The following is a 13,873-nucleotide window of genomic DNA, read 5'->3' on the forward strand; positions in this document are numbered from 1 at the left end:
AGTGACTTCTCAACATAATTACAGGTCGTAACTCAGTTGCAGCCAGAACTGGCGCCCCGGTTCATAGGAGTGCAACACCTTGTCTTCATACACAAAAGTGTCCGCCACGTTGCGTTTGTTCAGTACGTTATTCACCTCGACCGAGATCCCCGCACCATAGGCAAAATCAGGTTTCCAGGTCACTTTGGTGTCCCAGCGGTAGGTGCTGGCAAAGTGGGTCTTCTCGTACTTCAACATCTGCGAACCGGTGGTCGGATCGGTGTAATAATCTTGCTGGTAGCGTACCGCCTGATCCCGCGGGCCACGCCATTGCAGCAGGTTATAGAAGGTCAGGTTGTGTTCCTGCCAATCACTGGTCAGCTCCAGATTGAAGCGCCACGGCGAGTTAAAGTTGGTGGAGGGTAAATCGGAAGCGTTAATCACCTTGCCGTCGTACCAGACTTTATCCGAATCCAGCTTGGTGCTTGGGTCGAAGAAAGCGTAACCCTGATCTTTCGGCGTATTGCTCTTACTTTGCTGCCAGCTCAGGGAACCGGTCATAGCATGAGACAACGCACCAGTTTCCCACGGCTGATTGTTGCTCACGGAAAGTGAAACCGTATCGTTGCTGCTGCGGCCGCCGTTATCAAAGGTACGAATGCGCGACTGCAAACTATTACCGCTGTTCGGATACTTAGTACGGCTGCGTACCTCGTCATAACCTTCGCGGTGAACATATTGCAAACGCCACTGGGTTTTCATGATTTGCTGTTGCAGAGCGAGGCTTAACTCATCGTTATAAGGCGTTGAAAGTTTATCGATACCTTCGAAATCTTTCACGTCGCCCCACTCAACCTGATTGGGATCGCGGTGACAGTCGTAGTAGCAATTCTGCATACCGGCGTTTTGCGCTTCATACAGCGCATAGGTCAGCATTGAACGACCATAGTAACGGTTAGCCCCAGCGATCAGCACCGTATTACCAGTTCCGAAAATATCCAAACTGCTGCTCAAACGCGGAGCAATATTGGTCTGGCCGACAAAATCATCCCGATCCACACGTACGCCCGGACGCACGGTCAAACGGCCATACTGCATGCTGTCGTCAAGGAACAGGGCGTAGCTGGTGTAATCCGCTTTATAGGTTCCCGCGCGAAAGCGGGTGATATTGCTGGGCTGAGCATCTGAAGTAAGCCAGTCTGGCGATCCGTAGAACCGATAGCGGTAGTAATCCCGATCCCGTTGATAGCGCGCCTCGGTTTTATTAACTTCAAAACCAACGTTTGGCGAGTGGAACATCCCCAGCGCCTCAAATTGATTAAAGCGCAGCACCCCTTTCGCCGTGGCACTGTTTTGTCGGGTGATCAAGTCCCCCTGCCCGCCATTGTTGTAATAACCCGTATTCGGCCAGTTTGAATAATCTTCCAGGGCGAAGAAATCTTTCACATCATTGGTGCGCTCATCCACCAGCTTTTGGTAACCGGCGGTTAAATCCAGGTTGGCAAAATCAAAGCGGTGCTCTAACTGCAACGTCGTGTTCAAGCCATTATGATCGTTATCGTAGCCTGAATTGATTACGCTGCTGGAAAAGAGCGAGCTGGTATAGGCCGAGTAATTGCCGGATAAATGCAGGCTGGTACGCTCATTGGCATCCCATGAGAACTTGGCGAAATAGTTATCAGACACCCGTTTCTGGCTGCGGTAGCCGCCGTCCATTGAGACGCCTTCCAGCTCATTATTCGGCCCTATCTGTAAACCGCTGCCGCCGCTGGTATAAGTCGGAATATCCGAAATACGATGCGAGGCAGAAAAGACTACGCCCAGATTATCGGTTATGCCCGCTTCAAACCAACCCCCGAAGTTCTGTTTACTGTATTTCGGCTGGAAGCGATCTGGCCGACTGGTGTCATTCTTTGAGCTGTCAAAAGCGGTGCCGGGATCGGTAAACACCTTGTTCCACGCCGAACGGGTTTCGCGGAAATATAAATGTGCGCTGTTATCACCACGCCAGCGACGGCTGGTGACATCCAGCGTACCGCCGGTAAAACCACCATATTCCACCGGAATGTTGTTATCGAACACAGTCACGCTGTCGATTAAACGGCTATCGAGATAAATCCCCTGATCGCTGCTGTCAACGCGGGTCGTGGTTTCACCATTGCCACTGCTGGCCGGATCGACGTCGTTGTTAAAGCTCACGCCATCCAGTTTGTAGTTGTTTTGGTAGCTGGAAGAACCGTGGATAGAAATCGCACTCGGCTTGATTTCCCCTTGATTGAGACTGGTGTTACCGCTGTTAGAAAACTGTACCGCCGGATTGGTACGCAATAATTCGGTAATGTTACCGTTGCCGGTAGTGCGCTGGCGAATCTCTTCCGAAGTAATCACCTGCGGGGCTGACATCAGATTATCCGCTGCCCGACCGCTGGTTTCCCCCATCACAGAGGTAGTCGGAAGAATAATAGCGCCGGTGTTAGCACCTTTCATCGTCGGTGGACGAATAACAAAACCGCTACCGCTGCTAACCAACTCCAGGCCGCTGCCCGCCAGTAATTGCTGCAACGCAGACTGCGGGCTGTAATTACCATGCAGAGCGGGCGCTCGCAGGTTACGCAGCTCGGATTCATCGAATAACACATGCAGTTGGCCTTGCTGCGCCACATTGGCAATAGCGTTGGCTAACGGTTGCTCCGCCATATTGAGCTGTAAATCGGCGGCGCCTGCCCCTTGACTCATCAGCAGCGTTGCCAGCGCCAGGGCAGAAAGAACAGGCATCCCAGAAGGTTTCTTTTTGTTGTAAGTCATCTCGCAATTTCTTCCCTAGAAAATAAAAATGCCTTGCCAATGGGCAGAGGCATCAGGGAAGACGAGAGAATGAGAATTATCCTCACCTATGAAATGAATTATTTTTTACTTTTGCTGCGGGCGCGGCAAAATCAACGCGTTACCCTGAGCGTCCTGTACAACATTCACCGCCAAAAGCAGCGGTAAAGCGTTTAAGAACTCATCCGGATTAGCTAAATCCAGCGAACCTGAAACCGGCAGCGATGCCAAGCGCCCGTCGGTCAACTCGATTTTTCCTGACCGATAGCGCGCCAACTCTTTCAGTAGCTCGCCCAATGGCCGATTGCGGAATGAAATTTGCCCACTACGCCATTCGCCGACTTCATTCACCTGCCGCTGACCTCGCTGTAGATCGTTTTCCCCTTTCAGCAAGCGCGCTGAATCTCCGGCATGCAACATCACGGTTTCCATAGATGGCCGCCCGGTGACCGCTACAGTACCTTGGCGTACCGCCACCCCCATTTCATCAGCGTCATAGCGGACGTCAAATTCGGTTCCCACGACCCGCACCTGACTTTCTCCGGCATAGACCAAAAAAGGTCGCTGCTTATTTGCCGCCACCTGCAAATACACCTCGCCATGATCCAGCCAGAGTTGGCGTTTTTTCCTAGCGTAGTGAACACGCATTTTAGTATATCGATTCAAATGCACGCGGCTGCCGTCGGACAGCACCACTTCACGAGCATAATTATCGGTTTGCAGATGAATATCGTGCATCAGCACTAGCGGCAACTGACTGGCAGGCAACCACAGAGCAAGCAAAAAGAAAGCCCCAGCGGCACAGGCGCGCAGCGGACGCCACCAGCTCGGTTTTGCCTTAGGCTGCGCAGCACTCGCCGGGCGCGTAATCAGGGCACAGTCCCCCCAGATTTGCTGCATCTGTCGAAAAGCCTCAGCGTGAGCCGCAGAGCGCTGTAACCATTCCTGAAATTGCCGTTGTTCCGCATCGTTAAGGCGACGCCCCTGGCTGCGGCTAAACCACAGCGCAGCCTGTTCGTCGATTTCTGTTTCCAGAAGGCGGCTAGCGTCCGTCATTGTGCTCACTCTCCTGTTCCGCTACGTAGCGTTTACAATGCACCAAGGCACCGGCAATGTGCTTTTCTACCATACTGACAGAAATTCCCATTCTCTCGGCCACTTCAATTTGCGATAAACCGTCAAAGCGGTGCATTAAAAAAGCCTCCCGACGACGAGGAGAAAGGCTTTGCAACGCTTCCTCCAGCCGATTTAAACGCTGTTGGTGTTCGAATAAACGCTGCGGTTCGGTTTCTGTCGGCGCAACTTCCTCTCTACCTAGGCTATCTTCATGATTTTCAGACAATAATAGCCGCTGCTTTCCGGTAGCACGCCAATGATCGATAAGCACCCGATGAGCAATTTTGAACAAAAAGGCGCGCGAATGCTCCACCGGTGTTTGCCTGGCACGTTTCAACCACAGTGTGAATACGTCCTGTGACAAGTCCTTGGCATCGCTGGCGTTATCCACTCTTTTACGAAAGAAGCTAACCAACTGACCGTAAGTGGCCTGATAGGCCAAACTCACCCTGTTTGATGGGGGTTTATCCATGAATGCATCCGTTAAAGTCGCGCGGTCCTTTTGACCTGTGCCGTTCAGGCCAGCATAGGTATTGAAGCCGTCAGGTACATCAATCCGGTTGCCCACATCTGGCTGTAAAATAGCGTTCCACAATTTTCTCTGCTGATTCGGCGGATACTCGTAGGCCCCGCTCTTCTGAAGCTGGCGGTTATAAGCAAAACTCGGAATAAATGCAAATGATAATGCCTATAACTATCAATATGCTTATTGTTACGTATAATCCGCAGCTTGGCTGTCGGTGTTATTGAGTGCAGGGAAAGTGATAAATATCATCGGCACGGCATGGGCAGCCATTTATAAAAAGGGTTTATAATCAATAAAATAACGCCGAGAATACGGCGTTCGCGGAGTCGGTAATGAAATCATTCTACCCACAGCCAGCCCATAGCCACGGCCCAACCACTGCAGCGGCTCACTTTACACCACACACTTTTGGACCGCCGGAAGGCAACCCGCGCACCCGCTGGACCGCCAGTTTACTGCTGGGCTTAGCGCTACATTTACTGGCCGCAGTGTTAATGCTGGGCTGGTGGAATCGGCTTTCACCTCAGGGCGCGTTGCCACCGGCAGTAATGGTAGAAATGGCGATTTTTCAGCAAGCTAAAACCGCGCCAACTGACGTACCACAAGGTGTTTTGCAGCAAATGGCGGCACCTGATGACGTTCAGCCGGTCAAAAAGGAGTTGCTGGAGCAGCCGAAGCTGGCGCTTTCTCCCCGCGGTACTCACGCGATTCGGCCGGAGAAAGTCGATAGCAAGAAAAAACCGGTAGTAAAACCGAAACCAACCGAAACCCCGTTGCCGGTCATAGCCGAAAATACCGCATCAACCACCAGCGCCCCATTGCCCGGTTCGGCCAAGAAAAACGCCGCCAACTTTTCCAGCGCTTCTTCCGCGGCAATCAACGGTAAAGCCGCATGGCAAGGGGAAGTATTAGCCCATATCGATCGCTATAAACGTTATCCCCGAGAAGGGTTACGCTATCGTTTGGAAGGGGTGAGCCATGTGCGTTTTGTGGTTGATCTGAAAGGAAAAGTGTTATTAGCAGAGCTGATCACCAGTTCCGGCGCCAGAATTCTTGACCGCGAAGCTATGACGTTGATTTCCCGCGCTCAGCCAATGCCCGCGCCACCGGCAGACATTCTAAACAACGGAACTATCGAAGTCATCGCCCCTATCGCCTACAACGTTAAAGGCGCTTATTAGTGAGCACTGCGCAAGGCCAGAATGGTCACGCGCAGTAGCCAGTCACCTAACAAAGCCAAGGGCGTAGCTACCTTTGAATAAGATAACGAATGGTCGGCCCATCCTGCTGAATATCCAACACTTTATAGCCATAATTACGTGCATCCAGCGGGATATTATTGATCGATTGTGGGCAATCGCTGATCACCTCCAGTATTTCCCCTGGTTTGAGCTGCGGCATGGCTTCCAGCGTAGCGACTGCTGGATATGGACAGGGCTCTCCGACCATGTCTAGTCGGTAATCTGGAACTATCGGTTGGGTGCTCATAGTGATTCCTTAGATAAAATTGGCGCGGCAGCTTTACGACTGCGGAAGAAGCGTTTTTCCCACCACAACATGGCGGCAAAAGCGATGCCTAATAACAGATAGGTTATCAGCAGCCCTCCGATTGGGCCGAAGGTGTCCAGCAGATTGACTTTGTCATGGTTTGTCACGAGCACTGGGGCAAAATCATCCCAGTAATATGCCAATAGAGTGGCACCGATAACGTTGCCTAAACCGACCCACCAGTAGTGAATTTGCCCTTCTACAGCACGATACATCCAGCCGGTTTCACAGCCACCAGCTAGCACAATGCCGAAACCGAATAACAGGCCACCAATGACCGCATTTGGCCCTGCCCACAGGATTTTCGGCGCAACACCCAGTTGAACATAGCTAAAGATACCAATAGCGCTCACCGCCATGCCGAGAATAATGGCTTTTGCCATATGGGTACGGCCAGTAATCCACAGATCGCGAAAAGCCGATGTGAAGCAAATCTGCGCCCGTTCGATCAATAAGCCAAAACCAATGCCAAATAGCATAGCAATGCCGAGTTTAGGCGCCTGGAATAATTCGGTTAACGCCCAGCATAATGCCAGCGCGAATACCACCATACCCAGACGGAAACGGCGCTTTGCGCGCTGAGGATTTTGCGTTAACGGTGCTGCTGCGCTGACTTTCTGCAATTTCACCGGAATACGGAATATTGGTAACAGCGTAAATTTTGCCCCGAAATAGGAGCCAGCCGCCGTTGCGAGGGCAAAAAACCAAGCGTGTAATGAAAATTGAGGAATACCAGTAAAAAATGCAGCTAAATTGCACCCCATAGCCAGACGAGCGCCAAAACCGGCAATAATCCCACCTACCAGCGCCTGAGCAATTCGAATACCGTGTTGGGGCTTACGTAGCTTAATATTGTTAGCCCACAGCGCCGCAGCGATACAACCGGCAAACATGCCGATAATCATCATTCCGTCGATACGGTCCAGCGGCGTACCTTCGAAACCTATAACTTTAAAGTAGCCCCACTCCTGCGGGTTAGCGCCGAACCACTGCATTACATGCCCGCCCCAGCGTGTGAACTCTCCGGTCACGGCCCAAAAAGTACCGGTCAGGCCAAAATAGTAGGTCGATAAGATCCCTGCGGCGATCACCGCCGGAAGCGGTGCCCAAAATCGCACCAAATATTCGGATTTAAACGACTGCCAGGTCATGCTTCCTCCACGCAATATTCATCCCCCACGCAGCGAGGTTTGTTATCGCCGATGGAATAAAAAGTTAAAAAGACTCGCAATGATAAGGCAATTTAAACCCACAGAGTATTTAATCCTGCATAGTTTGTAAGGTTTTTGTCTTTCCCGCCACGCAGTGGAGCAGGGATCTATTATTGAGAAAGGAAAGTTACATTGGTGCAGAACAGAAACGTGAACGCTAAATAATCGGGTTTATCGAAGAGAAATAGGGTAGCCGGTATAAAAAACCCGCGGCGCACATTCGGCAAACCGCGGGCTTCGATCCAGACAGGAGTTAACTAACCTTGGCTAGCTGGAGTTTGTTGTTCCGCGAAGAAAGATTTCTCATATTCTCGGGCTTTCTTCCGATCAAACTGGTGTTCCCACTTGGCAATCACCAATACTGCCAGTGCGTTACCCACAACGTTCAACGCAGTTCGCGCCATATCCAGAATTCGGTCAACACCAGCAATAAATGCCAGACCTTCTAATGGAATGCCCACGCTGCCTAAGGTTGCCAGCAACACCACAAATGACACGCCCGGTACCCCCGCGATGCCTTTGGAAGTCACCATTAAGGTCAGCACCAGAACGATTTCCTGACCAATAGAAAGCTCAATACCATATAGCTGCGCGATGAAGATCGCCGCAATACTTTGGTACAACGTAGAACCATCCAGATTAAAGGAATAGCCGGTTGGCACCACAAAGCTGGTAATCGACTTTGGCGCGCCGTAGGCTTCCATTTTCTCGATGATACGCGGCAAAACGGTTTCTGAGCTGGCAGTAGAATAAGCCAGAATCAGCTCATCTTTCAGAATGCGAATTAACGTCCAGATCCGCAGATTACAGGCTCTGGCAACTGCGCCCATCACAACCAAGGCAAAGAAAAGAATTGCGGCGTAAACCAATATCACCAGCTTGGCGAGCGGAAGCAAGGCGGCAAAACCAAAATTCGCTACGGTCACGGAAATCAGGCCGAATACACCTATTGGGGCGTAACGCATGATCATATGTGTGACTTTAAACATGCTCTCAGAAACGGCTTTGAACACGTTAAGCAGCGGCTCTTTGGTTTCTTTTGGTAAAGAAGACAGCCCTAAACCAAACAGTACCGAGAAAAAAATAATCGGCAACATATCGCCATTGGCCATCGAGGAGAAAACATTCGATGGGATCAGCGATAGAATGGTACTCACCAGACTATGGCTACCGCTTTGTACCTGCGCCGTGGTTTTTTCATACTGAGAAATATCCACTGCGGTTAGCGTCGACATATCGATGCCATGACCCGGTTGGAAAAAATTGGCCAAAGTGATACCGACAATAATCGCGATAGTGGTGATCACTTCAAAATAAATAATGGTCTTCAGGCCAATTCGCCCTAATTTCTTTGCATCTCCAACGCCAGCAATACCCACAATCAGCGTTGAAATAACAATAGGAACCACAATCATTTTAATTAAGCGAATAAAAATATCGCCAGCAGGGCTGAGAATATTACTGACTAACCAATCACGAGACTCGGCCTGATTATGGAGAACAGCACCAACCAGAATACCTAATACAAGCGCAATTAGGATTTGCCAAGCAAGACTTATTTTTACACTTTTCATACCCAAAAAAATCCCTCAAAGCATTCCCCAAAGCGCATGATGGACATGCACTTCAGATGGAATACTTAATCATTAAATACGGGGCTATAGTTAATAAAATCCGCGGATCGGCCTCCCGCCAGCCGTCCACCTTTTCAATCAGTATCATTTCAACCCGTTGTTCTGCAAGCCTTGTTTACTCTGGCTTAACCCACTACGCCGAGTATCTTTTGGTAGGAACAAAGAGTGATAAGCCATAACCAACTGTTATTAAAATAATAAATTTAAACCATAGCAAATAAGCACTTCACCCTTAGGTATAAAAAATAGGCGAAATTAATTAGCCGATAAAATCAGCGGCTTGTTGTATTTAATGCCTTATTTTGTTCGCATTTTGTTAAATGGGCAGTATTTCGATTTTCTACCTATTTTAGGTATTCTGCAACCAAAGCTCCCAATAAATTCATTCAAAAATGAGAAAAATCATGATTAATCGAACAAATCTTTGCTGCATAACTATGCTGTTATTCTTAAACTCGTTTTTTATTTCCATTAAGAATATCTACTGACTTTAAATACTATTAAGTAATAATAAAAATCTAATAATCGACTTGCTCTAATCATTATCAGAATTATTTTTAGATAAACTTCCTGCCATTATTGCGAATGGATTTTGTCTTAATCGTTATTCAAACAAAGAAGTCACCTATATACACAATCACGGTGTAATACTTCTTTCGCTGAAATAAATGGCACACAGGAGTATTTCATCTGATCAAACTTCAATTCTCGATTAAATCCCTTCCCTATTGAGATATTGATACACCACACAGCACATCAAGTAAGTCCCTAAAACAACATCTTTTCTGCGTGATCTGTCGCCCAAAAAAGAAACAAAACGACGCCCAACACTATAATTAACCTTTAGTTGACATATTATTAACAATCTAAAGGAGAATAAATATGAGCCAACTACCTAAACACCCAATTCCCGCTGCAATTGCAGAAAATGCCCTGATCAACCCAGTCCAATATCATGATTATTATCAACAATCTGTACAAAACCCCGATGCATTCTGGGGCGAACAGGGCAAGATTATCGACTGGATAAAACCCTATAGTATTGTTAAGAACACTTCATTTGATCCTGGCCACGTCAGTATTCGTTGGTTTGAGGATGGTACGCTAAATTTATCCGCTAACTGTCTGGATCGCCATTTGGCCGAGCGCGGTGAGCAAACCGCAATTATTTGGGAAGGTGATGATCCAACCCAATCCAAGAACGTCAGTTATAAACAGCTACACCAAGATGTTTGCCAGTTTGCCAATGTATTGAAAAAACTTGGCGTAAAAAAAGGCGACGTAGTGGCTATTTATATGCCAATGGTGCCGGAAGCCGCGGTAGCTATGCTGGCCTGTGCGCGTATCGGTGCCGTTCACTCGGTAATTTTCGGCGGGTTCTCACCGGATGCGGTTGCTGGTCGTATTATTGATTCCAACTCCAAACTGGTTATCACCGCTGACGAAGGTATCCGCGCTGGCCGCGCTATTCCATTGAAAAAGAACGTTGATGAAGCGCTAAAAAATCCGGCTATCACCAGTATCAATAATGTCGTGGTCTTCCAACGTACCGGCAAACCGGGCTACTGGCAGGAAGGTCGAGATTTATGGTGGCATGACCTGATTGAAGGCGTTTCAGCGGATTGTCCCGCTGAAGAGATGAATGCAGAGGATCCATTATTCATCCTTTATACCTCTGGTTCTACTGGTAAGCCTAAAGGCGTACTGCACACCACCGGTGGCTATCTGGTTTATGCCGCCATGACCTTCAAATACGTGTTTGACTATCACCCGGGCGATATCTATTGGTGTACCGCCGATGTGGGCTGGGTCACCGGTCACAGCTATCTGCTTTACGGCCCGCTGGCCTGCGGCGCTATCACTTTGATGTTTGAAGGCGTTCCTAATTATCCAGGCGTTAACCGCTTAGGTCAGGTTATCGATAAGCATCAGGTCAATATTTTGTACACCGCTCCAACGGCGATTCGCGCATTGATGGCCGAAGGCGATAAAGCGATTGAAGGCACCAAGCGCACATCGCTGCGTCTGATGGGTTCAGTTGGTGAGCCAATTAACCCCGAAGCCTGGGAATGGTATTACAACAAAATTGGTAACGGTAAATGCCCAATTGTGGATACCTGGTGGCAGACCGAAACCGGCGGTTTCATGATTACGCCACTGCCAGGTGCAACCGAGCTGAAAGCCGGTTCAGCTACCCGTCCATTCTTCGGCGTACAGCCAGCGTTGGTGGACAATCTGGGGAATCCGCAGGAAGGTCCAGCCGAAGGTAATTTGGTGATTATCGATTCATGGCCGGGTCAGGCCCGTACTCTGTTTGGCGATCACGATCGTTTCGAGCAAACCTACTTCTCAACCTTTAAAGGCATGTATTTCAGCGGAGATGGCGCCCGTCGCGATGAAGACGGCTACTACTGGATTACTGGCCGCGTGGATGACGTTCTCAACGTTTCCGGTCACCGCTTAGGTACCGCTGAAATAGAATCGGCGCTGGTTTCTCATCCGAAAATCGCCGAAGCAGCGGTGGTTGGCGTTCCCCACAATATTAAAGGTCAGGCAATTTATGCCTATATCACGTTGAATCACGGAGAGGAGCCAACACCGGAACTTTATAGCGAAGTGCGTAATTGGGTACGCAAAGAGATTGGTCCAATCGCGACGCCAGATATTCTGCACTGGACAGATTCATTGCCAAAAACCCGCTCTGGGAAAATTATGCGTCGCATATTACGCAAAATTGCCGCGGGCGATACCAGCAATCTAGGGGATACCTCAACGCTGGCCGATCCGAGCGTAGTAGAAAAATTACTGGAAGAAAAACAATCAATGCAAGCAACGTCATAAATTACACCGCCAGAGAGCGGCAACTTAATTAATGCCTCACAGGAGAACTCTGATGAATGACAGCATTTATCAAGAGATTGAAAATAATCCTAAATTCAAAGAGTTGGTACAAAAGCGAGGCCGGTTTGCCTGGCTGCTATCATCAATTACCTTAGCACTCTACGTTGGCTTTATTTTTCTCATTGCCTTTGAACCTCAATGGCTGGGGACTCCGCTATATGCAGGAGCCAGCATCACGCGCGGTATTCCGGTCGGCATAGGTTTAATCGTAATTTCTTTTGTTCTTACCGGTATTTATGTTGTCCGCGCTAACGGTGAGTTCGACCGCATGACGGCAGAAATTCTTCGCGAGGTGAAGCAATGAAGATCCGCCATTGGTCTGCACTTTCCTTACTGGCTCTGCCTGCGCTGTCACAGGCAGAGGCAATCAGCGGTGAAGTTCAGCGTCAACCGTTGAATATTCAAGCTATTGTGATGTTCTTACTTTTTGTTGGCGCTACGTTGTATATCACTTATTGGGCTTCGAAACGCACTCGTTCCCGGCAAGATTATTACACCGCTGGCGGTCGCATCACCGGTTTCCAAAATGGGTTGGCTATTGCCGGTGACTTTATGTCAGCCGCATCATTCCTCGGTATTTCCGCACTGGTTTATACCTCAGGCTACGATGGGCTGATCTATTCCATTGGTTTTCTGATCGGCTGGCCAATTATTCTGTTCCTGATTGCCGAACGTCTACGTAATCTTGGTCGCTATACCTTCGCCGACGTTGCGTCATACCGTTTGCAACAGCGCCCAATTCGTACCCTATCAGCCTGCGGATCGCTGGTTGTGGTTGCCTTATACCTGATTGCTCAGATGGTTGGTGCAGGTAAACTTATTGAGCTGCTCTTTGGCCTGAACTACCATGTGGCCGTAGTATTAGTCGGTATTCTGATGGTTTTATACGTGTTATTTGGCGGAATGCTGGCAACCACTTGGGTACAAATTATCAAGGCTGTCTTGCTGCTGGCGGGAGCAACATTCATGGCGTTGATGGTCATGAAATCCGTCGGCTTCAACTTCAATACTTTGTTTAGCGAAGCCATCAAAGTTCACCCTAACGGTCTCAAAATCATGAGCCCCGGAGGATTGGTTTCAGATCCTATATCTGCGCTATCGCTGGGTCTGGCTCTGATGTTTGGGACAGCCGGACTGCCACATATTTTGATGCGCTTCTTTACCGTAAGTGATGCAAAAGAAGCTCGTAAAAGCGTGTTCTACGCTACTGGCTTTATCGGTTACTTCTATATTCTGACCTTTATTATCGGTTTCGGCGCTATTTTACTGGTTGGCCCAAACCCTTCCTTTAAAGATGCGGCTGGCGCACTGTTAGGCGGCAGCAATATGGCGGCGGTTCATCTTGCTAACGCCGTTGGAGGCAATTTCTTCCTTGGTTTTATCTCCGCCGTCGCTTTCGCCACCATCCTAGCGGTAGTTGCCGGCCTAACATTAGCCGGCGCCTCTGCGGTTTCCCATGACTTATACGCCAGCGTAATTAAGAACGGTAAAGCGCGAGAACGTGATGAATTACGCGTCTCTAAAATTACCGTGGTGGTATTAGGGATTGTAGCAATCGGCTTAGGGATTCTGTTTGAGAATCAGAATATTGCCTTCATGGTAGGTCTGGCCTTCTCAATCGCCGCCAGCTGTAACTTCCCAATAATCATCATTTCGATGTATTGGGACAAGCTGACGACACGAGGCGCACTAGTCGGCGGCTGGTTAGGATTGATTACTGCCGTCGTGCTGATGATCTTGGGACCAACCATTTGGGTCAAGATTCTTGGTCACGCCGAACCAATCTATCCATATGAATACCCAGCTTTATTCTCAATGATTGTAGCCTTTGTCGGCACATGGCTGTTCTCTATCACGGATAATTCAGAAACCGGCAAGAAAGAGCGCCTGCTGTTCAGAGCGCAGTTCGTTCGATCGCAAACCGGCCTGGGCGCCTCTCAAAGCGGCGGCCACTAAGCATTAGTTTTTTCAAATATCTCAATGTACTAGAATAAAAACCAAGGCCCTTCGGGGCCTTTTTCCATCTCATTCAGTGCGAAAATAGCGAAATAAAAATCGGTCGTGCAGAGGGTTAGACTGATACAGATAAAATGTAGAGAGAATTTATAAACGGGCTGATTCTACCCGACAGTAAT

The 13,873-nt window shown here is 48.9% G+C and carries 10 protein-coding genes; 4 read left to right on the forward strand and 6 right to left on the reverse strand.

Going from position 1 to position 13,873, the window contains the following annotated elements; all coding sequences use genetic code 11:
- Window positions 1-18 precede the first annotated feature (18 nt).
- The 3 genes from PL78_RS08435 to PL78_RS08445 form a co-directional block, all read right to left on the reverse strand.
- A complete protein-coding gene (locus PL78_RS08435; RefSeq protein ID WP_064514730.1) occupies window positions 19-2,784 on the reverse strand; it encodes a secretin and TonB N-terminal domain-containing protein in 2,766 nt (921 codons plus the stop codon).
- 105 nt (window positions 2,785-2,889) lie between these two features.
- On the reverse strand, window positions 2,890-3,858 hold the full coding sequence (locus PL78_RS08440) for a FecR family protein (RefSeq protein ID WP_064514732.1): 969 nt from the start codon (window positions 3,856-3,858) through the stop codon (window positions 2,890-2,892).
- Window positions 3,845-4,390, reverse strand: coding sequence for an RNA polymerase sigma factor (locus tag PL78_RS08445; RefSeq protein ID WP_064518330.1), 546 nt, complete (start codon window positions 4,388-4,390; stop codon window positions 3,845-3,847). Before PL78_RS08445 ends, PL78_RS08440 begins: the two co-directional genes overlap by 14 nt.
- Before the next feature lie 386 nt (window positions 4,391-4,776).
- Here PL78_RS08445 and PL78_RS08450 point away from each other — a divergent pair, with 386 nt between their 5' ends.
- The gene (locus PL78_RS08450) at window positions 4,777-5,625 is read left to right on the forward strand and encodes an energy transducer TonB (protein WP_084414306.1); all 849 of its coding nucleotides are present in this window, start codon (window positions 4,777-4,779) and stop codon (window positions 5,623-5,625) included.
- 67 nt (window positions 5,626-5,692) lie between these two features.
- On the opposite strand, the gene yedF is transcribed toward PL78_RS08450, so the two are convergent.
- The 3 genes from yedF to gltP all read right to left on the reverse strand — a co-directional run bounded on the left by yedF (window position 5,693) and on the right by gltP (window position 8,777).
- Entirely contained in the window at window positions 5,693-5,932 is a 240-nt protein-coding gene (gene yedF, locus PL78_RS08455; protein WP_049599155.1) for a sulfurtransferase-like selenium metabolism protein YedF, read from the reverse strand.
- Entirely contained in the window at window positions 5,929-7,143 is a 1,215-nt protein-coding gene (gene yedE / locus PL78_RS08460; RefSeq protein ID WP_064514734.1) for a selenium metabolism membrane protein YedE/FdhT, read from the reverse strand. Before yedE ends, yedF begins: the two co-directional genes overlap by 4 nt.
- Window positions 7,144-7,460: 317 nt before the next feature.
- Complete coding sequence (gene gltP, locus PL78_RS08465; protein ID WP_064514735.1) at window positions 7,461-8,777, reverse strand: glutamate/aspartate:proton symporter GltP; 1,317 nt, start codon at window positions 8,775-8,777, stop codon at window positions 7,461-7,463.
- A gap of 942 nt (window positions 8,778-9,719) precedes the next feature.
- Between gltP and acs the strand changes: the two genes are divergently transcribed.
- Genes acs through actP form a run of 3 tightly spaced genes read left to right on the forward strand, consistent with a single transcriptional unit; the run spans window position 9,720 to window position 13,694 of the window.
- The gene (gene acs, locus PL78_RS08470) at window positions 9,720-11,678 is read left to right on the forward strand and encodes an acetate--CoA ligase (RefSeq protein WP_064514737.1); all 1,959 of its coding nucleotides are present in this window, start codon (window positions 9,720-9,722) and stop codon (window positions 11,676-11,678) included.
- Window positions 11,679-11,730: 52 nt separating this feature from the next.
- The gene (locus PL78_RS08475) at window positions 11,731-12,042 is read left to right on the forward strand and encodes a DUF485 domain-containing protein (protein ID WP_049599145.1); all 312 of its coding nucleotides are present in this window, start codon (window positions 11,731-11,733) and stop codon (window positions 12,040-12,042) included.
- On the forward strand, window positions 12,039-13,694 hold the full coding sequence (gene actP, locus PL78_RS08480; RefSeq protein WP_064514739.1) for a cation/acetate symporter ActP: 1,656 nt from the start codon (window positions 12,039-12,041) through the stop codon (window positions 13,692-13,694). Before PL78_RS08475 ends, actP begins: the two co-directional genes overlap by 4 nt.
- The last annotated feature ends 179 nt before the right edge of the window (window positions 13,695-13,873 follow it).

Origin of the sequence: Yersinia entomophaga, assembly GCF_001656035.1 — a bacterium.
GTDB classification, from domain to species: domain Bacteria; phylum Pseudomonadota; class Gammaproteobacteria; order Enterobacterales; family Enterobacteriaceae; genus Yersinia; species Yersinia entomophaga.